Origin of the sequence: Sphingomonas pituitosa NBRC 102491, assembly GCF_001598435.1 — a bacterium.
Lineage (GTDB): Bacteria > Pseudomonadota > Alphaproteobacteria > Sphingomonadales > Sphingomonadaceae > Sphingomonas > Sphingomonas pituitosa.
Map to the genome: position 1 here is coordinate 38,633 of NZ_BCYY01000004.1, position 22,974 is coordinate 61,606.

General features: G+C 67.7%; 23 protein-coding genes. 8 read left to right on the forward strand and 15 right to left on the reverse strand.

The window, feature by feature from the left end:
- Positions 1-178: 178 nt before the first annotated feature.
- From SPI01S_RS05605 to SPI01S_RS05620, 5 genes are all read right to left on the reverse strand, one after another.
- Positions 179-505, reverse strand: coding sequence for a hypothetical protein (locus SPI01S_RS05605; RefSeq protein ID WP_157084576.1), 327 nt, complete (start codon positions 503-505; stop codon positions 179-181).
- Between the two features lie 373 nt (positions 506-878).
- Positions 879-1,007 carry a hypothetical protein gene (locus tag SPI01S_RS23225; RefSeq protein WP_281179428.1) on the reverse strand — a complete coding sequence of 43 codons (129 nt, stop codon included), beginning with the start codon at positions 1,005-1,007 and terminating at the stop codon, positions 879-881.
- Positions 1,008-1,056: 49 nt separating this feature from the next.
- Entirely contained in the window at positions 1,057-1,398 is a 342-nt protein-coding gene (locus tag SPI01S_RS05610; protein WP_066719461.1) for a DUF6481 family protein, read from the reverse strand.
- 4 nt (positions 1,399-1,402) lie between these two features.
- Positions 1,403-1,621 (reverse strand): hypothetical protein, encoded by a 219-nt coding sequence (locus SPI01S_RS05615; RefSeq protein WP_066719464.1) that lies wholly within the window; start codon positions 1,619-1,621, stop codon positions 1,403-1,405.
- Between the two features lie 90 nt (positions 1,622-1,711).
- A complete protein-coding gene (locus SPI01S_RS05620) occupies positions 1,712-1,918 on the reverse strand; it encodes a cold-shock protein (RefSeq protein ID WP_066719735.1) in 207 nt (68 codons plus the stop codon).
- 229 nt (positions 1,919-2,147) lie between these two features.
- On the opposite strand from SPI01S_RS05620, the gene SPI01S_RS05625 reads away from it, so the two are divergent.
- On the forward strand, positions 2,148-2,906 hold the full coding sequence (locus tag SPI01S_RS05625) for a hypothetical protein (RefSeq protein WP_066719466.1): 759 nt from the start codon (positions 2,148-2,150) through the stop codon (positions 2,904-2,906).
- Positions 2,907-3,016: 110 nt separating this feature from the next.
- A complete protein-coding gene (locus SPI01S_RS05630; RefSeq protein WP_157084577.1) occupies positions 3,017-3,280 on the forward strand; it encodes a hypothetical protein in 264 nt (87 codons plus the stop codon).
- Between the two features lie 32 nt (positions 3,281-3,312).
- On the opposite strand, the gene SPI01S_RS05635 is transcribed toward SPI01S_RS05630, so the two are convergent.
- From SPI01S_RS05635 to SPI01S_RS05655, 5 genes are all read right to left on the reverse strand, one after another.
- Positions 3,313-4,074: a hypothetical protein gene (locus tag SPI01S_RS05635; RefSeq protein ID WP_066719471.1), complete on the reverse strand. Its 762-nt coding sequence runs from the start codon at positions 4,072-4,074 to the stop codon at positions 3,313-3,315.
- A gap of 82 nt (positions 4,075-4,156) precedes the next feature.
- Positions 4,157-5,074 carry an ornithine carbamoyltransferase gene (gene argF / locus SPI01S_RS05640; protein ID WP_066719473.1) on the reverse strand — a complete coding sequence of 306 codons (918 nt, stop codon included), beginning with the start codon at positions 5,072-5,074 and terminating at the stop codon, positions 4,157-4,159.
- Positions 5,075-5,234: 160 nt separating this feature from the next.
- The gene (locus tag SPI01S_RS05645) at positions 5,235-6,431 is read right to left on the reverse strand and encodes an aspartate aminotransferase family protein (protein WP_066719474.1); all 1,197 of its coding nucleotides are present in this window, start codon (positions 6,429-6,431) and stop codon (positions 5,235-5,237) included.
- A 120-nt stretch (positions 6,432-6,551) separates the two neighbouring features.
- Positions 6,552-7,997 (reverse strand): patatin-like phospholipase family protein, encoded by a 1,446-nt coding sequence (locus tag SPI01S_RS05650; RefSeq protein ID WP_066719477.1) that lies wholly within the window; start codon positions 7,995-7,997, stop codon positions 6,552-6,554.
- 185 nt (positions 7,998-8,182) lie between these two features.
- On the reverse strand, positions 8,183-9,022 hold the full coding sequence (locus tag SPI01S_RS05655) for an ABC transporter permease (RefSeq protein WP_066719482.1): 840 nt from the start codon (positions 9,020-9,022) through the stop codon (positions 8,183-8,185).
- A gap of 52 nt (positions 9,023-9,074) precedes the next feature.
- On the opposite strand from SPI01S_RS05655, the gene SPI01S_RS05660 reads away from it, so the two are divergent.
- Positions 9,075-9,812 carry a GcrA family cell cycle regulator gene (locus SPI01S_RS05660; RefSeq protein WP_066719484.1) on the forward strand — a complete coding sequence of 246 codons (738 nt, stop codon included), beginning with the start codon at positions 9,075-9,077 and terminating at the stop codon, positions 9,810-9,812.
- A gap of 182 nt (positions 9,813-9,994) precedes the next feature.
- Positions 9,995-11,065: a glycine-rich domain-containing protein gene (locus SPI01S_RS22145; RefSeq protein ID WP_157084578.1), complete on the forward strand. Its 1,071-nt coding sequence runs from the start codon at positions 9,995-9,997 to the stop codon at positions 11,063-11,065.
- A gap of 120 nt (positions 11,066-11,185) precedes the next feature.
- Here the strand turns inward: SPI01S_RS22145 and SPI01S_RS05670 are convergent, their stop codons facing one another.
- Positions 11,186-12,874 (reverse strand): SPASM domain-containing protein, encoded by a 1,689-nt coding sequence (locus SPI01S_RS05670; protein ID WP_084253283.1) that lies wholly within the window; start codon positions 12,872-12,874, stop codon positions 11,186-11,188.
- Positions 12,875-13,064: 190 nt separating this feature from the next.
- Between SPI01S_RS05670 and parE the strand changes: the two genes are divergently transcribed.
- Both parE and SPI01S_RS05680 read left to right on the forward strand, forming a co-directional pair.
- Positions 13,065-15,041 carry a DNA topoisomerase IV subunit B gene (gene parE / locus SPI01S_RS05675; protein WP_066719511.1) on the forward strand — a complete coding sequence of 659 codons (1,977 nt, stop codon included), beginning with the start codon at positions 13,065-13,067 and terminating at the stop codon, positions 15,039-15,041.
- Between the two features lie 60 nt (positions 15,042-15,101).
- Positions 15,102-16,427 (forward strand): serine hydrolase, encoded by a 1,326-nt coding sequence (locus SPI01S_RS05680; RefSeq protein WP_066719513.1) that lies wholly within the window; start codon positions 15,102-15,104, stop codon positions 16,425-16,427.
- Here SPI01S_RS05680 and SPI01S_RS05685 read toward each other — a convergent pair.
- Positions 16,421-18,475 carry a TonB-dependent siderophore receptor gene (locus tag SPI01S_RS05685; RefSeq protein ID WP_245653494.1) on the reverse strand — a complete coding sequence of 685 codons (2,055 nt, stop codon included), beginning with the start codon at positions 18,473-18,475 and terminating at the stop codon, positions 16,421-16,423. The genes SPI01S_RS05680 and SPI01S_RS05685 overlap by 7 nt on opposite strands.
- Before the next feature lie 49 nt (positions 18,476-18,524).
- Here SPI01S_RS05685 and SPI01S_RS05690 point away from each other — a divergent pair, with 49 nt between their 5' ends.
- Positions 18,525-19,685 (forward strand): acetyltransferase domain-containing protein, encoded by a 1,161-nt coding sequence (locus SPI01S_RS05690; RefSeq protein WP_066719520.1) that lies wholly within the window; start codon positions 18,525-18,527, stop codon positions 19,683-19,685.
- Here the strand turns inward: SPI01S_RS05690 and SPI01S_RS05695 are convergent.
- From SPI01S_RS05695 to SPI01S_RS05705, 3 genes are read right to left on the reverse strand one after another with little or no spacing between them, the layout of a single operon-like run.
- Positions 19,680-19,940 (reverse strand): hypothetical protein, encoded by a 261-nt coding sequence (locus SPI01S_RS05695; protein WP_066719524.1) that lies wholly within the window; start codon positions 19,938-19,940, stop codon positions 19,680-19,682. The two genes, SPI01S_RS05690 and SPI01S_RS05695, sit on opposite strands and share 6 nt — an antisense overlap.
- Positions 19,919-20,473, reverse strand: a complete 555-nt coding sequence (locus SPI01S_RS05700) for a GNAT family N-acetyltransferase (protein WP_084253284.1) — start codon at positions 20,471-20,473, stop codon at positions 19,919-19,921. Before SPI01S_RS05700 ends, SPI01S_RS05695 begins: the two co-directional genes overlap by 22 nt.
- Entirely contained in the window at positions 20,460-21,290 is an 831-nt protein-coding gene (locus SPI01S_RS05705) for a TIGR00266 family protein (RefSeq protein ID WP_066719526.1), read from the reverse strand. The genes SPI01S_RS05700 and SPI01S_RS05705 overlap by 14 nt, the downstream gene beginning before the upstream one ends.
- A 168-nt stretch (positions 21,291-21,458) precedes the next feature.
- On the opposite strand from SPI01S_RS05705, the gene SPI01S_RS05710 reads away from it, so the two are divergent.
- Entirely contained in the window at positions 21,459-22,958 is a 1,500-nt protein-coding gene (locus SPI01S_RS05710) for a CoA-acylating methylmalonate-semialdehyde dehydrogenase (protein WP_066719532.1), read from the forward strand.
- The last annotated feature ends 16 nt before the right edge of the window (positions 22,959-22,974 follow it).

Consider the following 22,974-nt stretch of genomic DNA (forward strand, 5'->3'; position numbering starts at 1 on the left):
GTGACTCCGCGCGCTCCGGCGAACGCATTTTCTGGGTTCGACGGCGTAGATAGGGGTTTCGCGCCGGGAAACAATGTTGGGGGTGTCGGGTGGGCAACGGCGCGAAGCTTAGGAAGTTTAGGCGCAATGAAGTTCTGCGTCGCTCCAGGCTTTCAGCCTACCCCGCAGGAACCGGCATTCAACCACCACCGAAAGGGCGAGCGCATCCCTCGCGATAGATGGTGACATCATGTCTCGGCGGACGGACAGTCTGCCCCGCCACAACGACCATCAGCGCGCAGGGACTTCCCTTATCCCGTAGCGGCTCCTCCTCGAGGATCCAGCCGGCCCAGCGCTCCGTGCAGGTGATTACCGCTTCATCCGCCTTGCGGCGCGCCACGAACTCTCGGGCCGTAGCGTCGAGCGTGCCGATGCCGCGGTCGAGTGGATCGGTCCAGGCGCCTGCGGGAACCTTGTTGCCGTAGCACATGCCGAAGACATGATCGAAATAGGCTTCCTTCGCCATGCCCCAGCAGCTGCCCGCAACCAGCCACATGAAAATGCCACCGAGGAGGACCGCGGCGAACTTTGCTGGCTTGCGTGATCGAAGATAAGACAAGTTGCCCCGCTGACCTGACCGCACATCTGCGAAACCAGATGATGGAGACTGAAGGTAGATGCTCCCGCGCCGGCGCTAAAGGGGCTGTCCACCGATTCTTGAAGCGAAGCTTGGAGCCGGCCTTCTTCGTAGGGCCTCAATGGCGAGCAAACTACGTGATCCGCACGAACCCAGATACGATGGCAGGCGCTGGCACCACCAAGAGCTGCTGGCCAATTCGCTTGCCGAGCAGGACGGCGAACCGCCATTGAAGGGGGCCGCCGAAGCTGCCCCCTCTTTGTCAGGACTTAAGCGTGGTCATCTCGACCGGCTTGCCCTTGGTGCTCGGATTGGAGGCGTTCTGCTTCGGAGCCTTTTCGGCCTTCGGCTTGCGAACTTCCTTGTTGGACTTCTTCTGGCTCTTGGCCATAGCTGCTCCTGTGTCCTGCGCCGTCACGACCATGGCGGTCGTGATCGGGCTAGCGGGCGCGCTTGGCGTTCTTGCGTGCCGCATATTTGGCGTCGCGGGCAGCTTTGCGATCCGCCTCGGTCAACACCGGTACTGCCGCCGCAGCCTCTGCCGCACGGATGGCTTCGGCCTTGCTCTCGCGCTTCGCAGCGGCGAGTTCTTCGCGCTCGGCGAGTGCCGCAGCGCGCTTCTCGGCTTCGGCGCGTTCGCTCGCCAGGCGTCGTTCCTTGCCCGCCGCCAGGGTCGCAGCGTCCGCTACGGGACGCGCCCGAAGCTGGGCCAGCGCCTTGCTCTTGGCTTCGGCCGCTGCGTTGGTGCGCTCCTGAAAGCTCGGAATCTTGTATGCTGCCATGTTTCTACAGTCTCCCCATGCGCGTGGGCACGCGCTGGACGGCACCGGTGATCACCTTGCTGCCATAGGCCTTGGCGATGATCGCGGTATCGGCGGCGCTGTTCATCACCACGCGCGTCCCGCCGGACTGCAGCGTCTCGATCGCACTGATGACGATCTTGCGCTTGGCGCAGGTCGCGACGACATGCTCTTTGGCTGCGCTGACATTGATTGCTCTGGACATGACGTCCTCCGTTTCCTGAAGCAGGTTTTCCCCTGCTCGAACTGGATGGATTCGGGCGAGCATCTGGATGCCCGCCCGAACCGCCTTGCTTCAGGCAGCCTGAAGATTGACCGCCGAGGTCTTGCCCCGGTTGTCCGTCTCGAGCTCATAGGAAACGCGCTGGTCCTTATCGAGCGTGTGCATGCCTGCGCGCTCGACGGCCGAGATGTGGACAAAGGCGTCGCCGCCGCCGCTTTCCGGCGCGATAAAGCCATAGCCCTTGTCGTTATTGAAGAATTTTACGGTTCCGGTGATCATCTGGGTTTCCTTTGTCCCATGCATGACGGGCATGCGCCAAGGGCGGCGCATCCCGGCTTCGGTGAGGCTAGAAAGGGACATAGGGAGGAGCCGAGGCGGCCCAATATCCGTCGCATGCGACGTCAGCCCCATCTATATGGGGTGCCTGACGAAGATTGTTAGACGTGGGGTTCAGATTGTTCCGCAAGCCGTTGAGTCTTCGGAAGCGTATTCGTTCTATGAAGTCGATATGAAGCTCTCGCTTGCGCCCTTCGCCGCCTTCGCCCCTGTTGCACAGCCGCGCGGCGCCGGCACGGCCACCCCCGCCACGGCGCCGCTCTCCAGGAAGGACGAGATCGCCGCGCGCAAGCTGGAGGAGGCCAAGCAGGCCGTCGCCACGCTGGCGGCGGTGAAGACCAAGAGCAGCGACGCCCAGAAGGCCCGCGCCGCGCAGAAGGTGAAGGAGCTCAAGGCGCGGCTCCAGGCGCTCAAGATGCTTTATGCGGGCGACCCCAAGAAGCTCGCCCGCGCCGCCGCGCAGATCGCGCGCGAACTCGCCGGCGCGGTGAAGAGCTATACCAGCGCCGGCGGCAGCGCGATCGAGCTGGGCGGCGCCGATGCGGGGGATGCCTCGGCGGGCGGGCCCGCGCCGGCCGAAGCGGACGGCGCCGCGGGGGCGCCGGCAGCCGCGGGCACCGAGGTCCCGCCAAAGGGAGCCGCGACGTCGGAAACCGGCGAGGAGAAACCCGCCGGTACGACGCCGACCGCCACCCCGGCGGAGAACGGCAAGAGCGCGGCGACGCAGGCGCGCGAAAAGGCCGACGAGGAATTCGCCCGCGAGGCCCGGGATCTGGCCCGCACGCTCAAGGCCGCGCTGCGCCGCAAGGACCCCAAGCACCGCGACGAGGACGACCGGCGCTCCGCCGAGCAGGCGCTGGCGACGGTCGACCAGACGCTGGGGGCGCTGCCGATCGCGGACGTGGGCGCGGCGGCGCTGGCGGGACTCTAGCGGACGCACGCCGACGCTAAGCCGCGTTGCGTCGCGTGGAGCTTCCGATGGGGTCCGCCACCTGCTAGCATCGCCGCATGGCCCCGGCACCCGAGCAACGGCGCAGCATCATGGCCACGATACAGGGCCTGGGCAAAGCCGTTGCCACGGTCACCGGGCTCGTCTCCGCCGTCTGCTTCCTGCCGTCGATCCCGGGGGCGATGCTGGCCGGGATGGAAACCAATCCGGCCGTGGCCGATCATCTGGTCACCGCACCGCTGCTGTTCGGCGTGTCCGCCGCCGCCGCGCTGGCGTGCATCGCGCGGATCACCCTGCTCCGTTTCGTGCTCGCCGTCGTGCCCCTCGGCGTCGTTCTGGTCCGCTGGCTATCGTGAACGGAGCGGCCCCGGGCCGCACCCCCGATCGGTCACCCGATGTACCAGCCTATCCTGACCACCACGTCGCGGCCTACGCCCGGCTCTCCGCTTTTCGTGACCGGATCGGCATGCGCGGCCGCCAGCATCATCCGGGTGGCGAAAAGAAAATTGCGGTCGAACTCCGGCTGCCGCCAGGCCGGGGCGGGCCCCTCCCGGGGCGGCAGGTCGACCTGGGGATCTCGGCAGTACAGGCTCAGATCGGCCAGCACCCGGCATGTCGCGCGGATGGTGTTGGACGCGCCCGCCCGCCGCGCGGAGGCCGGATAGAAATCACCGGGGTTGAACGGCGCCGTCGTCAAGGGCAGCGCACGCTGCTCCGAAATGCCGGTCGGCGGCCCGCTCGGCGCGCGATCCGCGACGGAGACGATCTCGCGGATCAGCACGGTGGGGGTGACCTTCGGCCTGGCCGGCATCGGCTGCACCCGATAATATTGCATGCGGGTCAGCGCGGCGTCGAGAAGCGGATCCGCCTCGCGCTGCTGCGCCCGGTCGCTGGAAAGCGCCCGCTGCCAGAAGGTCCTGGTATCAGCGGTGCCGCCGTCGGCCGCGGGAATGCAGAAGGTCAGTGTGTCTCGGTCGACAGCGCATTGCAGCGTGATCGTGACCGGCGTCGCGGGAAGCGCCGCGATCCCCTCCACGCTGAGCGCGCGAGCGGCCGCGGTGGGTGATGCGAGCACCACGCCTTGGGCCAGCGGCACCGGCGGCGCGATCTTCGTCGCCCACAACTGCGCGAGCATCAGTGCCGCAAGCATCCCGTTCCCCCATCAGCAGCTCCCGCGGCCGCTCGGCGCGACGATATTGGCGCGCTCCGTTCAAAAAGGCGAACAACCGCGTTCAGAGCTGCCCGAAGCACCAGCGCAGGACCGACTTCTGCGCGTGCAGCCGGTTCTCCGCCTCGGGCCAGATCAGCGACTGCGGGCCGTCGATCACCGCGTCTGTCACTTCCTCGCCGCGATGCGCGGGCAGGCAGTGAAGGAACTTCGCGTCGGGCTTGGCGGCGGCCATCAGCGCCGCGTCGACCTGGAAGGGCATCATCGCCGCGAGCTTGGTCTCGGCATGGGCCTGGCCCATCGAGATCCAGGTATCGGTGACGATAACGTCCGCGCCTTCCGCCGCCTCGCGCGCGGTGCCGACCACGCGGGCGCGGCCCTTAGCGCGGGCAACGTCGGCGTCGCTCGGCTGATAGCCCTGCGGGCAGGCGGCGACGACGTCGAACTCCATCAGCCCGGCGGCCTCCATGATCGAGGCGAGCACGTTGTTGCCGTCGCCCAGCCACGCGACCTTGAGGCCCGGCAGCGCCTTGCCGCTTTCCAGGATGGTCAGCAGGTCCGCCATGATCTGGCAGGGGTGCGAGGCATCGGTAAGGCCGTTGATGACCGGCACGGAGGCATGCGCCGCCATGTCGAGCACCTTCTGGTGATCGTCGGTACGAATCATGATCGCGTCGACATAGCCCGAGAGGACGCGCGCGGTATCCGCAATGCTCTCGCCGCGGCCGAGCTGCATCGATCCGGCATCCATCACGATGCTGGTGCCGCCGAGCTGGCGGATCGCCATGTCGAACGAGACCCGGGTGCGCGTGCTGTTCTTCTCGAAGATCATCGCCAGCGTGTGGCCGGCCAGCGGGGCATCGGCATCGGCCTTGCCCTTGGGCCAGCCGGCCCGCACGGTCTTGCGGGCCATCGCGTCGTTCAGCATCGCCGCGATCGCGTGCGCGCCGGCATCGGTGAGATCGATAAAGTGGCGGGTCATGGTTTCCTCCCTCGCGTCAGCGGAAGAGGGGGACCGCCGGCGAAGCCGGTGGTGGAAGGGGAGTTCCCCCCGGACCACCGGTATCTCGCGCCGCGGGGATTCCCCCTCCACCATGCTGCGCATGGTCCCCCTCCCCCGCTTGCGCGGGAGAGGAAACACTTCAGTTGGTGGTGGCCGGTGCAAAGCTGCGCGCGCCCGCGCTCAGCTTGTCGACCGCCTCGGCGATGTGGCTTTCGTCGATCACCAGCGGCGGCAGCACGCGGAACACGTTCTCGCCCGCCGCCACGGTCAGCAGCCCGTGATGATCGCGCAGATGGGCGACGAAGTCGCGGCTCACCGCCGTGTCCTTCATCTTGATGCCGAGCATCAGGCCCTTGCCGCGAATTTCCTCGAACAGGTGATCATGGTTGGGGATCAGTTGCTCGAAGGCCTGGCGGAGACGCTCGCCCATGCGGGTGACGTGCTCGAGGAAGCCGGGCTCCTCCATCACGTCGAGCACCGCCATGCCGGCCGCCATCGCCAGCGGGTTGCCGCCATAGGTGGAGCCGTGGGTGCCCGCGACCATCCCCTTGGCCGCTTCCGCGGTGGCGAGGCAGGCGCCGAGCGGGAAGCCCGCGCCGATGCCCTTGGCCGAGGTCATGATGTCGGGCGTGATGCCGTAATGCTCATAGGCCCACATCTTGCCGGTACGGCCATAGCCGCACTGGATCTCGTCGAGGATCAGCAACAGGCCGTGCTCGTCCGCGGCCTTGCGCAGGCCCTGGATGAATTCGACCGTGCCGGCGGTCATGCCGCCCTCGCCCTGGATCGTCTCGACCAGGAAGCCCGCGGTCTCCCCGTCGATCTTGGCGAGCGCGCCCTCCAGATCGTTGAACGGCACATAGTCGAAGCCCGGCAGCAGCGGCTCGAATCCGTCGCGCATCTTGCCCTGGTCGGTCGCCGAGATCGCCCCCAGCGAACGGCCGTGAAAGGCGTTCTTGAAGGTGATCAGCTTGTGCCGCTGCGGGTTGCCGTTGGCATAGTGATAACGGCGCGCGGTCTTGATCGCGCACTCGATCGCCTCGACGCCCGAATTGGTGAAGAACACCGTGTCGGCGAAGCTGTGCTTCAGGATCCGCTCGGCCAGCGCCTCGCCCTGGGGGCTGCCGTAGAGGTTCGAGACGTGCATCAGCGTGGCCGCCTGGTCGGCGATCGCCTTCACCAGATGCGGATGGCCATGGCCCAGCGCGTTGACGGCGATACCCGCGGCGAAATCGAGATAGCGTTCCCCTCGTTCACCGATCAGGTAGCAGCCCTCGCCTCGCACCGGCCGCACACCGCACCGCGGGTAGACGGGCATGAGCGGGGTGATGGTCATGGGAACTGTACTCCTTACGACGAAAAGGTTGGGGAAAACTCCAGAAACGCAAAAGGGCGACCTATCCGGGCCGCCCTCTCGCACGTCTAGGGCCGCTTGTGGCCGCAGGTCAACCTGCCTTTATGGCTGTGTGGGCACGCGGTGATTCCATTGCTGCGCGGCGCCCCGCCCGCGGCCGTAATCGGCGGTGCAGGCCATGTACCAGGGGTAGAACTGCATCGGCCTGGCCTTGGCATCGATCGCCTGCCACTGCGCGCAGCTCTTGCCGTTGAAGACATGATCCTGCGGCGCCCCGCCGCCCGGCGCGCGGGTGAGCGAGGCCATGCGCAGCCAGCCATATTCCAGGCCCAGCGCTTCCACCTGCGCGGCCGAGAAGCTGTACACCTGCGTCTCCAGCAGATCGACCGCGCGCAGCCCGCCGGAAACCGCGGAGAAGCGCTGCATCGGCGCATCGGTGCCGCTCCAGCTGCCCGGCTCCATCGAGGTGTTCACCATCAGCGTGATCTCGGCCTTGCCGCCCGGGCCCGCCGCATCGAACGCCCGCAGCACCGGCTGGAGGAACATGCCGAAGCGGGCGCCGCCGTCCATGTACATCTCGGTCCGCTCGGTCTGCGGCGCCGCGGCGGCACCCTCGGCGCGACGCTGGAGCGTCACCGGCGGCACGCCCGGCGGTACCGACGACGAAGCGAGCAGCGCATCGACATAGCAACCCTGGATCCGCTCCGCCTCGGCACGCGGCAGGCCCGCTGCCAGCATCGGTGCGGCGAGTGCGGTGAGGTCGATCGCATAGGCCTTGCCGTCGTCGAGGTTGCTGACGCCGACGAGCAGCAGACGGTTCTTCTGCCCCTCCTCGGCGACGGCGCGCAGCGTGCCCAGGCTGATGATCCGGCGCAGCCGCGCACGCAGCGGCGCGAAGCTCGCGCTCGATCCCTTGAGCAACGCCCCCAGGGCCGCGCCGCCGCCGCGCACGCGCAGCAGATCGGCTTCCTTGAGGATCGAATAGGCTAGCACGAGATCCCCGACGTTGGACGTGCCCGGCTTCACCACGAACCCCGTCGCGCCTTCCGCGCCCGAGAGCGGGCCGTCGACCCACGCGGCATAGTCGCGGTCGCCCGGCACCGGCTGGTTGGCGAGGAACAGCAAGGTGCTCTGCAGCGAGCCGGTGCTGACGCCGGTGACGATATCCCAGGTGGGCAGCCCGCCCTTCTCGGCCATGCCGTAGAAGAAGCCCGCGCCGAACGCGCCGTGCTGGCCGCCGCCGCTCAGGGCAAGGAACCGGTCGGGCTCGGTCGCCATGGCGAGAGCGCCGGGCTGCGCGGTCGCCCGCAGCCGCGTCGCGCGGCGGGCGCGCAGTGCCGAACCCAGCTGGTCGGCGGCACGATCGGTCACGCGCGACAGCATGTCGCCGGCGACCGGCAACACCGCCTTCGCCTGCCATGCCGGGCTGACGCTGATCGGCAGCATCGTATAGTTGCAGCCGATGATCGGCTTCGGTCGCGGCTGGGTACAACCGGCGAGCGAAAGTCCTGCGGCAACGACCGCAACCACCGAACGCAGTATTTTCATACAAGCCCCTCCCCATGACGGACCACGCCCCCGCGCGGCCCTGCATCCCGTCTTACGCCTAAACCGGTTTTACTTCGTAACGATTTCGGAGCGGCACGAAGATGCGTCGGCTTTTCGCGGGGAACGGAGGTGCGTCCGACGGTGGCGGCGGCGCAGCGCGCGTCGGCCCCTCGAGGCGCGTCCGCTCAGCTCTTGATCTTCCAGCCGCGGCGCAGGAGCGTGTAGCAGAACAGCCCCAGCACCACGTCCAGCGTCAGGATCACGATCGTGCCGAGCAGGATCGGCGAATCGGCGACGCCCAGAAAGCCGTAGCGGAAGCCCGAGATGATGTAGAAAAACGGGTTGGCATGGCTGATCGCGCGGAACACCGGCGACAGGTTCTCTACCGAATAGAAGGTGCCCGAAAGCAGCGACAGCGGCGCCACGACGAAGTTGGTGATCGCCGCGGCGTGATCGAACTTCTCCGCCCAGATCGAGGTCAGCACCCCCATCAGCGCGAGGAACAGCGAGCCGAGAAAGCCGAACCAGAGGACGGCCCAGAGATGCGCGGGAAACACGTGGACGCCCCACAGCGCCATCGCCAGCCAAACCGCGCCGCCGACGCAGAAGGCGCGCGTCACCGATCCGCCGGCCAGTGCCGCCAGCATCTCGCCGGTGGAGAGCGGCGGCATCAGATAATCGACGATCGTCCCCTGGATCTTGCCGACGAGCAGGGAGAAGCTGGCATTGGCGAACGCGTTCTGCAGCATGCCCATCACGATCAGGCCGGGCGCGATGAAATCGGCGTAGTGAATCGGGACACCGTCGAGCACCAGCATGCGGCCCCCGCCGCCCAGCGCCACCGTGAAGATCACCAGATACAGCAGGGTGGTGACGGCCGGCGCCCACACCGTCTGGAGCTGCACCTTGAAGAAACGGCGCACCTCCTTGATATAGAGGGTGCGCAAGCCTCCCCAGTTGACGTTGCGAATCACCGGAACGCCCGGCTCGGGAAGCTGTGAACCGATTTCGGGGTGGCTGCTCATGATGCGATCGCGTACCCGCTGACGCTGCCGCCCGCAAGACGAAGGAACCGAAGTGAGCTGGACCGACGAGCGTATCGAGACGCTGAAGAAGATGTGGGACAGCGGCCTGACCGCGACGCAGATCGCCGAGGAACTGGGCGGCGTGTCGCGCAACGCGGTGATCGGCAAGGCGCACCGCCTCGGCCTGCCCTCGCGCCCGTCGCCGGTGAAGTCCAACGAAGCCAAGGCCGCGGCGGCTGCGGCGGCAGCGCCCGCTGCGCCGGCCGAGCCCAAGCCGGCGCCCGCGCCGAAGCCCGCGCCTGCGCCGGCCGCACCGCGCGTCCAGGCGGCGGCTCCGGCGCCCGCGCCGCGTCCGGCGGCCCCTGCCCCCGCCGCATCTGCTCCGGCCGCAGACGCGGACGCGGACGTCGACGGCGATGCGCCCGAACCCGCGGCACCCCGCGCGCCGCAGCAGGTGCTGCGCTCGGTCGGCCCGGGCGGCTTCATCCGCCAGAATCCGGGCGAGCAGGCCCCGCCGAGCGCGCCCGCCCCGCCGCGCCGCCTTGTCCCCGCCAAGCCGAGCGAGGCGATCGCCGGCAAGACGACGCTGCTCGATCTGAACGACAAGATCTGCAAATGGCCGCTCGGCCATCCGGGCGAGCCGGACTTCCACTTCTGCGGCGACAAGGTGAACCCGGGCTTCCCGTACTGCGTCGCGCATTGCGGCCATGCCTATCAGGCGCAGCTGCCCCGCCGCGATCGTCGCCCGGCGCCGACCATGCCCTTTGGCGGCACGCCGCGCCCGCGCTGAGCGAAATCGCCTGAGGAGGCGCGACGGCCCTCGCCGCGCCTCCCCGGCTTCTTCGCACGCTTCAATATTGTTAGACTTGCGCAATAACGCCTTCTTAGGCCTGACGAAATTACGAGTCTTCCCGCGACGGGCAAGGGCAAGGTCACCTGCCTTGTTCACCCGTTCGCACGCTGGGAGTCTCTATGCCCGTTCATACCTTTGGCGCTATCGACTTTAATCAGCCGAACACCGGCTCGCCCTTTCCCACCTTGAACGGTGACCTCACCGTTCTGGCAAGAACAGCTGCTGCCTTTGCGCCGCACGAAACGGCGCCGCCGTCGATGGCGGTGGCCGTGGATGCCGGTGCGCTGTTCGCATCCGGCACGCTGACCGAAATCGCCGCGCAGGCAACGCCAGCCATCACCCCGCCCGCCGCCAGCCGACGAATCGACCGGATCACGCTCAACCGTATTACCGGTGCGATTTCCGTCGTGACGGGCACCGAAGCGGCCAACCCCGTGCCGCCGGCGATTCCGGCCGGACAGTCGCCGCTGGCGCAGGTGCGACTGGAACCGGGCATCGGAGCCATCAGCAATGCCGTGATAAAGGATGAGCGCGTATCGGTTGCCGGTGCGGGGGGCGGGTTGATCGGGGTGCAGCGGTTTGCCACGAGCGGAACATATACACCGACCCTTGGAACCCGCACCGTGCTGGTCGAAGTACAAGGCGGCGGTGGAAGCGGCGGAGCATGTCCCGCCACCGGGAGCGGTCAGGCGACCGCGTCTGCGGGCGGCGCTGCCGGGGCCTATGGACGCTCGATCTACACTGTCGACTTTGCCAGTATCGCGATCACGGTTGGCGTAGGCGGCGCGCAGCCGGCCGCAGGATCAAACAATGGGATCAGTGGGGCTTCATCCAGCTTCGGGGACAAGTTGATTTGTCCCGGCGGCGCTGGTGGCCTCGCGGGCATATTGCAAGTTCCTTGCGTAATCGGCGGCGCGTCGACCGCCCAAGCCCCGACCGGAGCGAATATCGTCGGGTGCCCTGGCTCGCAGGGGGGGCATAGCTTTGTGATGTCTGCGTCTTCCGTATGCGGTGGTACCGGAGGTGCTTCTTTCTTCGGCGGTGGAGGATCTGCTGGCGCCTACAATAACGGCGGTGATTCGCCGTCTCCGGGCGCTGGCGGCGGCGGCGCTAGCAAGAACGCAAACCAGGCTGCCTCGATAGGGGGGAAAGGTGGAGATGGCATCGTACTCGTCTATGAATATGCCTGACGAATCCGGGTAATCATCCGCGGCGCCCCCCCGCGCCCGCGCTGAGGCGGAGCGGCCGGAACGCGCACTGGCGCGGCAGTTCCCGACTGCCGCGCCAGTTTCGTTTCTGCGCCTCCGGACTTACGCCGCGGCGATAGCTTCGCCGCCGAGTGCCGTCGCCTCAGCCAGCCGGTACCCCGCCTGTTCCACAAAGCCCATTTCGCGCAGGCTTGCCGCCTCAACCTGCAGCAACTCGATGTCCACGGGGAAGCGGACGCGGCCGGCAGCACAGAGCGCGACGCGGCGGGCGGGATCTGCTCCCGCATCGCGGATCGCCTCGCGCAGCGCCTCGCGGCTATAGTCCGCGCCCAGCGCGTCCGATGGCAGCATCGTTTCGAACGCGAGCGTCCGCAAGCTGGCGACATCGTAGAGATGCGCGACCGGATCGCCGAGCACCGGATGGCGGAGCGTTTCGAGAAATGCAGTGTACAAGGGATGCGCAGGGTCACCGACGTTCTTGCGGGTAAAAGTCGGCGCCAAATGCCCACCGGTATTCTGCATCATGTACATCCGCATCGTATCCGCCTGCAGTCGCTTGGCTAAGGCAATCAGCGCCGGCATCTCATGGTAATTGTCGAGCTGGACGGTCGCGTTCAGGTGGAACTCGCAAAATTCGCCCACTGCCCGCTTCGCCGCGATGAATTCCAGGTTCGGGAGCAACTTGTCCCATTTGCCCGGACGACGAACGACATCATAGACCCAGGGTGTGCAGGCATCGATCGAGACGTCGACCAGCGGCCGATAGTGATCGAGCCCCTGATACTGCTCCCAACGCTTCTCGCCCATCAGCAGCGCATTGGAATGGATATGCAGTTCCACGTCCAACGCATTGTCCGCGAGGTATCGCAGGATCGAGCGGTAGTGAGGGCTCGACCAAGGATCGCCCTGGCCGGAGATCGAGATGCGGGTACGGCCCTCGGCGTTCAGCATCGGCTGGAACACCTTCTGCTCGATGATTTCGAAGCGTCGTTCCTGTGCTTCGTCGGCCACCTCAATTCCGCCGCGGCAGGAGGGGCAGGCCAAATTGCAGGTCACGTCGTGCGCGAGGAACAGCCAACGCGGCGCTTCAGCCACATGCGTGCGGTTCTCGTCAATTGCAGCGCGAAGCATCGGGTCGGTGACGTCCGCTTTCAAAGGCAGCGCGTCTTCGTTGATGAAGGTGCAGCGCTGCTTGTTGCAGTAGCGATAGGAGCCGTCGAGGATGCTCTCGCGCATCGCCTGCGCGCTCGGGCTGTTCCAGATCTGCTCGAAGGCCTGGCCTTCCAGATGGCCGAGCCGCTGCTGCGTCCAGATCGAGCAGCACGGCGCGACGGTGCCGTCCATCAGCGTCTCGAACTTGATGAACGGGAATTCGCAGAAGCGGGTCGAAAGGTCGGCGGATTTGTCGGTCCCGAAGCGCTCCACGAAGAAAATCGCGCCGGCGGTCAGCGCGCAGTGCGGCGACTGCGCCAGCAGTTCGCGCAGGAAGGTCAACCCGCGATTGCGGTCGACCGACAGAGCGTGCAGCACGCCACCAACAACGTTCAGAACCTTGCGAACCACGCGATTCTGCTCGGGTTCGAGCACCTCGACCAGGTCACGTAGCTCAACGATATCGTCATGCTGGCAGGCGTCTGCCAGCAGCGGCCAGACCTCGGGATGATCGAGTTCGTCGCGGAGCCGATCAACCAAGTTGCTGAGAATCGGGTAAAAGCGGCTCTCGCCTGGTTCGATGGCTGTAGCGGCAGCTTGCTCTTGCTGCTGTTCCGCGCCGCCGGGCAAATACGACATGAGTTTCTCCGCTGTACTTGCCTCATTTTAGGAGCAGCGACGAGCGAGCGTGAAAACATAGGCAATAATTTCCTAATACCGGCAATGCTTGCCGGGTGGGCAGCGGCGTCGGCGGAGCACCTGCTGCGTCACATTCCCACGCGAGTCCCCCGCCTTGCGCCCCGCCCCCCGCACCCCCTATACGTTCCGCATGTCCGAAGACCTCTTCGCTGCGCCCTCCGTCCCCTCCGGCACCTATGACGCCTCGTCGATCGAGGTGCTCGAAGGGCTGGAGCCGGTCCGGCGCCGCCCCGGCATGTATATCGGCGGCACCGACGAGCGCGCGCTCCACCATCTCGCAGCCGAGGTGCTCGACAATGCGATGGACGAGGCCGTCGCCGGCCATGCCAACCGGATCGAGGTGACGCTGTCGGCGCCCAACCGCATCACCATCGTCGACAATGGCCGCGGCATGCCGGTCGATCCGCATCCGCGCTTCCCGGACAAGTCGGCGCTCGAGGTGATTCTCTCGATGCTGCATTCGGGCGGCAAATTCTCGGGCAAGGCCTATGCCACCTCGGGCGGCCTGCACGGCGTCGGCATCTCGGTGGTCAACGCGCTGTCGGTGGATACCGTGGTCGAAGTGGCGCGCGACAAGCAGCTCTTTCGCCAGCGCTTCAGCCAGGGCCAGACCCTGGGCCCGCTGGAGAAGCTCGGCGGCACGCCCAACCGGCGCGGCACCAGCGTTGCCTTCACCCCCGATACCGAGATTTTCGGGGAGATGCTGTTCAAGCCGGCGCGGCTGTACAAGCTCGCCCGCTCCAAGGCCTATCTGTTCGCCGGGGTCGAGATCCGCTGGAAGTGCGATCCGTCGCTGATCACCGACGATACGCCCGCCGAAGCCGTGTTCCAGTTCCCCGGCGGCCTCGCCGATCACCTGAAGGAGCAGGTCGGCACGCGCGAATGCGCCACCGCCGATTTCTTCGCGGGCACCCAGGAATTCCCGGACTCGCAGGGCCGCGTCGAATGGGCGGTCGCCTGGCCGCTGTGGAGCGACGGCAGCTTCAGCTGGTATTGCAACACCATCCCCACGCCCGATGGCGGCACCCACGAACAGGGCCTGCGCCAGGCCTTGGTGCGCAGTCTGCGCAGCTTCGCCGACCTCGTCGGCAACAAGAAGGCCAAGGAGCTGAGCCCCGACGACGTGGTGACGGGCTCCGAGGTGATGCTCTCGGTGTTCATCCGCGAGCCGCAGTTCCAGAGCCAGACCAAGGACCGCCTCACCAGCCCGGAGGCGACCGCGCTCGTCGAAAAGGCGGTGCGCGACCATTTCGACCATTATCTCACCGACAATATGGAGCGCGGCAAGGCGCTGCTCGGCTATGTGCTGGAGCGGATGGACGATCGCCTGCGCCGCAAGCAGGAGCGCGAGGTCAAGCGCAAGTCGGCGACCACCGGCCGCAAGCTGCGCCTGCCGGGCAAGCTGACCGACTGTTCGGCCGACAGCCCCGAGGGCACCGAGCTGTTCATCGTCGAAGGCGATTCGGCCGGCGGCTCGGCCAAGCAGGCGCGCGACCGCAAGACCCAGGCGATCCTGCCGATCCGCGGCAAGATCCTCAACGTCGCCAGCGCGACCTCGGCCAAGATCCTGGCGAACCAGGAAATCGCCGACCTGATCCAGGCGCTCGGCTGCGGCACCCGCAAGGATTGCGACGCCGCCCAGCTGCGCTACGAACGCATCATCATCATGACCGACGCCGATGTCGACGGCGCGCATATCGCGACGCTACTGATGACCTTCTTCTTCCAGGAAATGCCGGACCTAGTGCGCAAGGGGCATCTCTACCTCGCCCAGCCGCCGCTCTACCGGCTGACGGTGGGCTCCAAGAGCCTCTACGCTCGCGACGATGCGCACCGTATCCAGATCGAGGCGAAGGAGTTCAAGGGCAAGAAGGTCGAGGTCAGCCGGTTCAAGGGGCTCGGCGAGATGAACCCGAACCAGCTCAAGGAAACCACCATGGACCCCAGGACGCGCGGCATGCTGCGCGTCACGCTGCCGCAGGAATATGAGGAGCGTGCCGGCGTGAAGGATCTGGTGGACCGGCTGATGGGCAACAACCCCGCCCACCGCTTCGCCTTCATCCAGGAAAATGCGGCGCGACTCGACGAGGAAGTGATCGACGCCTGAGGGATTGCGCGCGGCCGGCTGACCTGTACCGTTCCCCTAATACAGGGGGAGACGCCTTCGATGCGTGCCATTGCCATTCTCGCACAGCTGCTGGTCTGCGCGACGCCGTGCCTGGCGCAGACCGCGCCGCAGGCGCCCGCCGCCGCGCCGGTGCAGCCTGCGACGGAATTTCGCGACCGCGTGAACCAGCTGCCCGACCTGCTCGCCGGCAAGGGCGACTATGACGCGGCGTTCGCCGATGCCTTCCGCGCGCAGGTGCCCAAGGCAAGGTTCGACGCGATCCGCAAGCAGATCGAACAGGCGGCCGGCCCCTATTCCGACCTGCAGCATCTGGAGGCCAGGACGCCCTGGTCCGGCACGCTGACCGTCGAATATCGCGACGCCATCGTCACCATGGCGGTTACCGTCGATCCTGCGGGCGACCACCGCATCACCGCGCTGCTGATGCAGGGCCTCACCGCCCGCGAGACGACGCTCGATGCGGTCGAGGCGGCGCTCAAGGGATTGAAGGGCCGCACCGGCTATGTGCTGGCGAGGCTGGGCGATGGCAAGCCGCAGCTGCTCCGCCAGCACAATGCCGATCAGGCGTTCGCCATCGGCTCGGAATTCAAGCTGGTGATCCTCGCCGAACTGATCCGCGCGACCAATGCCGGCGAACGCAACTGGGACGACATGGTCACGCTCGACGGCAAGGAACTGCCGGGCGGCGGCTACACCGCCAAGCCGGCCGGCACCAAGGTGTCGCTGCGCGAACTCGCCACCCAGATGATCGCGATCAGCGACAACAGCGCCACCGACATCCTGCTCGGCACGCTGGGCCGGGAAAAGGTGGAGGCGATGCTGCCGGTGGTCGGCATTGCCGATCCGGCGCGCAACCGGCCGTTCCTCGGGACGGGCGAGGCGTTCAAGCTGAAGACCATCCCGGCGCTGCGCGACCGCTACCTCGCCGCCAACGAGGCCGGTCGCCGCGCGCTGCTGGCGGGCGCGGTTGCGACGACGCCGATTACACAGGTGGACGGCGCGTTGTTCGCCGCCGGCAAGCCGCTGTCGATCGAGACGCTCGAATGGTTCGAGACGCCGAGCGACCTCGTCCGGGTAATGGACTGGATCCGCCGCAACACTGAAGGTCCCAAGGGCGTGGATGCCCGCGCCGTCCTGTCGAAGAACCCCGGCATTCCGCCGCTGTCCGCCGCGAAGTGGCAATATGTCGGCTACAAGGGCGGATCCGAGCCCGGCGTGATCGCGATGACGCTGCTGCTGCAGGGCAAGGACGGCAGCTGGCAGGTGCTCTCCGCCAGCTGGAACGACACCGCGCAGGACATTGCGCAGGGCCGCTTCGCCGGGCTGGTCGGCAAGGCGGCCGAGCTGGCCGCCCCGCCTCAGTAAGCGATCCGCACCGAGCCCCGCACCGTGCGCGGGGCGCCGGGATAGACCCACAGGCTGCTGTACGAACTCATCGCATAGCGCGCGTCGAACAGGTTGTCGGCCTCCAGCCGCAGGGTCACGCGGCGGGAAAAGGCATATTCCGCCGCCGCCTTGGCCTTGACGTAGCTCGGCAGCACCAGCCCGCTGCCGTCGATTGCACCGGTGCGGTCGCCGACATAGGCGAGGCCGCCGCTCACCGAGGGCCCGCGCCCGTCGGCATCGAGGAAGCGGCCGAGCAGGAACACGGTTCCGGCATGCGTCGGCACGTCGAGCACGCGATCGGTCGCGAAACTGCGGTCGAGCGTGCGCGCGTGCGTCCAGGCATAGTTGGCGACGAGCTGCCAGTTGCGGCCCAGCCTGGCCGATCCGTCGAACTCGACGCCGTGGCTCCGCAGCCGGCCGACCGGTGCGTTGAAATTGGGGTCGACGGGATCGTTGGTGAGGATGTTGCGCTTCTCGATGGCGAACCAGCTGACCGACAGGTCTACACCCGGCAGCCGCGCCGAGGCACCCAGCTCATACCCCTTGCCCGTTTCCGGTGCGAAGCCGCCGCCGTCGCGCCCCGTGCCCGAATTGAGCACGAAATTTTCGCCCCAATTGGCATGCAGCGCGAAGCGCGGATCGAGGCGGTATTGCGCGCCCAGCCGGAAGTGCACCGGATCATCGACCGCGCGGCCCACCGCGCCGGTGCGATTGTTGGTGATGCGCTGGCGATAGGGATCATAGCGGACGCCGCCGCTCAGGCTCAGCCGGTCGGTCACTTCCCATAGATCCTGCGCGTAGAACGTCGCCGCCCAGCGCTTCTCGCGATTGTCGGTGAAGGGCGCCAGCGGCAGTGCGGTGGCGCCATAGACGGGCGCGAACACGTCGATCGCATAGGGTGCCGCGGCGGTGGGATTCCGGCGCAGCAGCAGCTCGTGATAGTCGAGCACATAGGCCTTCGCGCCGAAGCTCAGCTGGTGGCGGGCCACCCGCCCGGTCAGCTCCATCCGCGCCGAGACGTCGTCCACGGTATAGCCGCGCTCGCGCCGCTGGCGCCACAGGCTGGTGCCGACCAGCCGCGACTGGTCGGCAGAGAAGCCGCGCAATGAACCCGTGCGCCACGCCACCCCGCCGTTCAGCGCCCAGCCGCCGCCCAGCGCAACCTCGCCGGTCAGCTGGTGGCGCTCGTTGCGAAAGCGCGTGACGCCGTTGGCGGGCTCGCCGAAATAACGGTTGCGCGGCAGGGCGTTGGCATTGCCGGCGATGGCCGGGATGCCCCGATCGAACGGCGTGTCGAAGCGGGTGATCTCGCCCACATAGGTGATCTGCGCCGAATCGGACGGCCGCCAGGTGAGCGAAGGCGCGACCACCCGGCGCTTGAGCGTCACGAAATCGCGCCAGCCATCGCTGTCCTCGGCCGCTGCGACCAGTCGCGCCGCCAGCGTTCGGGTGATCGGCTGGGTAACGTCGATCTCCGCCCGCTTCGTGTCGAACGAGCCATAGGTCAGCGTCGCGCTGCCGGTGGCGGTGAAGCCGGGCGTCTTGCTGACCAGGTTCACGCGCCCGCCCGGATCGGCGTCGCCGAACAGCGCCCCCATCGGCCCCTTGAGCAGCTCGATCCGCTCGGTCGTCGCGGGGTCGCGCGGTGGCGCCATGCCGCGATTGGCGAGGAAGCCGTCGACATAATATTCGCCCCCGCCATCGGGGGTGCCGAGAAAGCCGCGGATCGCGAAATTGTCCATCACGCCGCCGCGATTGTTCTGGTTGCTGACGCCGCTGATCAGCTCCAGCGCGTCGGAAAGGCGATAGGCCCCCGCGGCGGTAAGCAGGTCCCGCTCCAGCACCCGGCTGGACTGCGACATGCGCTCGGTCGCCGGATCGGCTGAAAGCGTGCGATCCCGCTGCTGCTCGCGTGTGCCGAGCACGACGATTTCCTGTCCGGCAGTATCGGCTTCGGACTTCCGCTCATCTGCGGTGGCAGGGAAGATCGCACCCAGCGAAAGCAAGGCGGCCGTGGCGATTGTCACGCGCAAAATGGGTTGCCCTTTATGTAATGTTGTATCATTGCGCTGCAACATGTTGCAGCGCTTGTCAACCGTTCGCCCCGAGGCTTCCGCCCGTCTCCGCATCCGCTCGATCGATGCGCTGCGCGGGCTCGTCATGCTGCTGATGCTGGTCGATCACACGCGTGAATCCTTCTATTCGCAGGTGCCGGTGCCCGACCCGCTGGGGCCGGACACGCCGACCGCGCTGTTCGTCACGCGGCTGACCGCGCATTTCTGCGCGCCGGTATTCGTGTTCCTCACCGGGCTGGCGGCGTGGCTCTACGCGCAGTCGCGTGGGGGACCGGCGGCTGCATCGGACTTTCTGTGGAAGCGCGGGCTGTTCCTGATCGTGCTCGAACTGACCGTGGTGAACTTCGCCTGGGGCTTCGATCCTACCCCGCCGATGCACTATCTGCAGGTGATCTGGGTGATCGGGCTTTCGATGCTGGCGCTCGCGGCGCTCGTCCACCTGCCCCGCCCCGTGCTGATCGCGCTGGGGCTGGCGATCGTACTGGGGCACAATCTGCTCGACGGTGTCCACGCGACGAGCGGACCGGGCCGGGTGCTCTGGGCGGTGCTGCACGAACGCATGGTCTTCGATCTGCCCTGGGGCGGGCATGTGCGGGTCAGCTATCCGCTGCTGCCATGGATCGGGGTGATCACGCTGGGCTATGCGCTGGGGCCGTGGTTCGCACCGGAGGCCGAGGGCGCGACCCGCCGGCGCGGGTTGGTGACGCTGGGCCTCGCCGCGCTGGCGCTGTTCGTACTGCTGCGCGCCACCAATATGTACGGCGATCTCCACCCCTGGCAGGCCGGCAGGGACGCGCTCGGCACCGCGCTCCAGTTCGTCAACCTCACCAAATACCCGCCCTCGGCCGACTTCGTGCTGGCGACCTTGGGCGTGGGGCTGATCGTGCTCGCCGCCTTCGAGCGGCTGCCGGAACGCGCCGCCGGGCTGCTGGCGGTGCTCGGCGGCGCGCCGCTCTTCTTCTACCTGCTCCACCTCTATCTGCTGAACGGCCTCAACCAGCTGGCGCGCGCGCTGCTGGGCGCCGAGGGGCCGGTAAGCGTGCCGAACGTCGCCGCGCTGTGGCTGCTCGCCGCGACGGTCGCGCTGCCCTGCTGGTTCGCCACCCGCGCCTTCGGCCGCGCCAAGCGGCGGAGCGGCGCGTGGTGGATGCGCTACCTATAGGTCGCCGCGCATCCGCCGCTGGTGGTATTTCACCCGCACGGTGATGCCGAGCACCATCAGGAAGAAGGCGAGGCCGAGCACCGCCGCCGGCACCGCGACCGGCATCGGCAGCACCTTCGCCCGAAGTGCGGCGAGCAGGGCACCGAGCACCGCCAGCCACACCGCGCCCATCCGCAGCGGCCGCGCGATCTGCTTCAGCTCGGCCTTGTAGGCGGCGCGCTCGGCAGGATCGGTCAGGTTCGGCGGGGTCGGCATGTCCAGTCTTCCTTCAGCAGCCCGTAGAGCGTGGTGTCGCGGATGCCGATATGGGTTTCCCATTCGGCGCGCAGCACCCCCTCCAGCCGGAAGCCCAGCCGTTCGAGCAGCCGGCGCGAATACACATTGTCCGGGTCCGTGTCCGCAAAAACCCGCCGCTGGTGCTCGGCGAGGAAGAGCTGGTCGAGGACGCCGGTCAGCGCCTCCTCGGCGATCCCCTGCCCCCAATGCGCGCGGGCGAGCAGATAGCCGATCTCGCTGACGCCCGGCCGTTTCTGCCCCACCGCGACATAGCCGATGGCCGTGTCGTCCTCGCCGCGGGTGATCGCCCATACGCGCCAGGCCGGATCCCCGCGCGACAGGCTGGCGCGGGTCTGCTCCAGCGTCTCGTGCGGCGCATGGCTCCACCAGCGCATCAGTTCGGCATCGGACAGGCTGGGGAACAACGCCTCGGCGTCGCCCACACCGCGCGGCCGCAGGCGCAGCCGCGCGGTGGTCAGCACCGGTATGGGCGCAGGCTCAGCGATTGCCACCGATCAGGTCACCCAGCCCGCCCAGCACCGAACCCTCGCCGCGGTTCTGCCCGCCGCCATTGGCCGCCGCGAGCATCCGCCCGGCGAGCCGCGCGAACGGCAGCGACTGGATCCACACCTTGCCCGGCCCGCGCAGCCGCGCGAAGAACACGCCCTCGCCGCCGAACACCATGCTGCGCACGCCTCCGACCGAGACCAGGTCGAAATCCACCGACGGCGTCAGCGCGGCGAGGCAGCCGGTATCGACATGCAGTTCCTCGCCCGGCGCCAGCTCGCGCTCGACGATCGCGCCGCCCATCTGGACGAACACCCAGCCATCGCCGTCCAGCCGCTGCATGATGAAGCCCTCGCCGCCGAACAGCCCGGTCATCACCCGGCGCTGGAAGGCAATGCCCATCTGCACGCCCTTGGCGGCGGCGAGGAACGCGTCCTTCTGGCAGATCAGCGTGCCGCCGATATCGGCCAGCCGCAGCGGCACGATCGCGCCGGGCACCGGCGAGGCGAAGGCGACGCGCGCCTTGCCGCTGCCCTGGTGGGTGAAGACGGTGGTGAACAGCCCCTCGCCGGTGACGAGCCTTTTGCCGGCCCCCAGCAGCTTGTCCATGAAGCCGCCGCCGGCATTGCTGCCGTCGCCGAACACGGTCTGCATGGTGATGGCGGAATCCTTCCACACCATCGCCCCGGCCTCCGCCACCGCGCTTTCGCCGGGATCGAGCTCGATCTCGACGAACTGCAGCTCCTGGCCCTTGATCTCGAAATCGATGTCGTCGGCATAGCCTTCGCGGCGCGTATGCGACCAGGGGCTCATCGGCGGCATGGGGGTCTCCTGCGTGTGTTGCAGACGCCTAGTACACCAAAGCGCGTCGGTCGCGAAAGCCTCCTCACCCCACCCCATCGCCCGGGGTGACATCGGGAAGGCGCTGTGTCATTGCGCAACTTAATTACAACGGATGAGTCGGCACCCAGCCGGCCGCAGGAGAGTAAGATGCGTGTTATCGATCATGTGATCGTCGGCCATGCCGGCGGCGGCGCAGGCCGGATGTCGGACGTGTTCGACCCCAATAGCGGCGCGGTGCAGGCACAGGTCCCCCTCGGCACCGCCGCTGATCTCGACCGCGCGGTCACCGCCGCGCTGGCCGCACAGCCCGGCTGGGCCGCGACCAACCCGCAGCGCCGGGCGCGCGTGATGTTCCGCTTCAAGGAACTGGTCGAGGCGAACATGGACGCGCTCGCCCACATGCTTTCCGCCGAACATGGCAAGGTGATCGCCGATTCGAAGGGCGACATTCAGCGCGGGCTCGAGGTGATCGAGTTCGCCTGCGGCATCCCCCACGCGCTCAAGGGCGAGTATACCCAGGGCGCAGGCCCCGGCATCGACGTCTATTCGATGCGGATGCCGCTAGGCATCGGCGCGGGCATCACCCCGTTCAACTTCCCGGCGATGATCCCGATGTGGATGTTCGGCGTGGCGATCGCCTGCGGCAACGCCTTCCTCCTCAAGCCCTCCGAGCGCGACCCCTCGGTGCCGGTGCGCCTCGCCGAGCTGATGCTGGAAGCCGGCGCGCCGGAGGGCATCCTGCAGGTGGTGCAGGGCGACAAGGAAATGGTCGACGCGATCCTCGACCATCCGGCGATCGGTGCGGTCAGCTTCGTCGGCTCGTCGGACATCGCGCACTATGTCTACCAGCGCGGCGTCGCGGCGGGGAAGCGCGTCCAGGCGATGGGCGGCGCCAAGAACCACGGCATCGTCATGCCCGATGCCGATCTCGACCAGGTCGTCGCGGATCTCTCCGGCGCCGCGTTCGGCTCGGCGGGCGAGCGCTGCATGGCGCTGCCCGTGGTGGTGCCCGTGGGTGACAAGACCGCCGATGCGCTCCGCGAAAAGCTGATCCCGGCGATTCGTTCGCTGCGGGTGGGCGTCTCCACCGATGCCGAGGCGCAGTACGGCCCGGTGGTCAACGCCGCGCACAAGGCGCGCGTGGAGGGCTGGATCCAGACCGGCGTCGACGAAGGCGCCGAGCTGGTGGTCGACGGGCGGGGTTTCTCGCTCCAGGGCCACGAGCAGGGCTTCTTCATCGGCCCCTCGCTGTTCGACCGCGTGACGCCCACGATGAAGAGCTACCAGGAAGAGATTTTCGGCCCGGTCCTCCAGATCGTCCGCGCCCCCGATTTCGAGACCGCGCTGCGCCTGCCGAGCGAGCACCAATACGGCAACGGCGTCGCCATCTTCACCCGCAACGGCCACGCCGCGCGCGAGTTCGCCGCGCGGGTGAATGTCGGCATGGTTGGCATCAACGTGCCGATCCCGGTGCCGGTGGCGTATCACAGCTTCGGCGGCTGGAAGCGCTCGGCGTTCGGCGACGTTAACCAGCACGGCATGGAAGGCGTCCGCTTCTGGACCAAGGTGAAGACCGTGACGCAACGCTGGCCCGACGGCGGCGTGGGCGACGCGGCCAACGCCTTCGTCATTCCGACGATGGGGTGACGGGGGTGCGGGCAGG

Coding starts and splice junctions, on each gene's coding strand:
- SPI01S_RS05605 (WP_157084576.1), bottom strand. CDS start 505: ATGGCGAAGGAAGCCTATTTCGATCATGTCTTCGGCATGTGCTACGGC.
- SPI01S_RS23225 (WP_281179428.1), bottom strand. CDS start 1,007: ATGGCCAAGAGCCAGAAGAAGTCCAACAAGGAAGTTCGCAAGCCGAAG.
- SPI01S_RS05610 (WP_066719461.1), bottom strand. CDS start 1,398: ATGGCAGCATACAAGATTCCGAGCTTTCAGGAGCGCACCAACGCAGCG.
- SPI01S_RS05615 (WP_066719464.1), bottom strand. CDS start 1,621: ATGTCCAGAGCAATCAATGTCAGCGCAGCCAAAGAGCATGTCGTCGCG.
- SPI01S_RS05620 (WP_066719735.1), bottom strand. CDS start 1,918: ATGATCACCGGAACCGTAAAATTCTTCAATAACGACAAGGGCTATGGC.
- SPI01S_RS05625 (WP_066719466.1), top strand. CDS start 2,148: ATGAAGCTCTCGCTTGCGCCCTTCGCCGCCTTCGCCCCTGTTGCACAG.
- SPI01S_RS05630 (WP_157084577.1), top strand. CDS start 3,017: ATGGCCACGATACAGGGCCTGGGCAAAGCCGTTGCCACGGTCACCGGG.
- SPI01S_RS05635 (WP_066719471.1), bottom strand. CDS start 4,074: ATGCTTGCGGCACTGATGCTCGCGCAGTTGTGGGCGACGAAGATCGCG.
- argF (WP_066719473.1), bottom strand. CDS start 5,074: ATGACCCGCCACTTTATCGATCTCACCGATGCCGGCGCGCACGCGATC.
- SPI01S_RS05645 (WP_066719474.1), bottom strand. CDS start 6,431: ATGACCATCACCCCGCTCATGCCCGTCTACCCGCGGTGCGGTGTGCGG.
- SPI01S_RS05650 (WP_066719477.1), bottom strand. CDS start 7,997: ATGAAAATACTGCGTTCGGTGGTTGCGGTCGTTGCCGCAGGACTTTCG.
- SPI01S_RS05655 (WP_066719482.1), bottom strand. CDS start 9,022: ATGAGCAGCCACCCCGAAATCGGTTCACAGCTTCCCGAGCCGGGCGTT.
- SPI01S_RS22145 (WP_157084578.1), top strand. CDS start 9,995: ATGCCCGTTCATACCTTTGGCGCTATCGACTTTAATCAGCCGAACACC.
- SPI01S_RS05670 (WP_084253283.1), bottom strand. CDS start 12,874: ATGTCGTATTTGCCCGGCGGCGCGGAACAGCAGCAAGAGCAAGCTGCC.
- parE (WP_066719511.1), top strand. CDS start 13,065: ATGTCCGAAGACCTCTTCGCTGCGCCCTCCGTCCCCTCCGGCACCTAT.
- SPI01S_RS05680 (WP_066719513.1), top strand. CDS start 15,102: ATGCGTGCCATTGCCATTCTCGCACAGCTGCTGGTCTGCGCGACGCCG.
- SPI01S_RS05690 (WP_066719520.1), top strand. CDS start 18,525: ATGTTGCAGCGCTTGTCAACCGTTCGCCCCGAGGCTTCCGCCCGTCTC.
- SPI01S_RS05695 (WP_066719524.1), bottom strand. CDS start 19,940: ATGCCGACCCCGCCGAACCTGACCGATCCTGCCGAGCGCGCCGCCTAC.
- SPI01S_RS05705 (WP_066719526.1), bottom strand. CDS start 21,290: ATGCCGCCGATGAGCCCCTGGTCGCATACGCGCCGCGAAGGCTATGCC.
- SPI01S_RS05710 (WP_066719532.1), top strand. CDS start 21,459: ATGCGTGTTATCGATCATGTGATCGTCGGCCATGCCGGCGGCGGCGCA.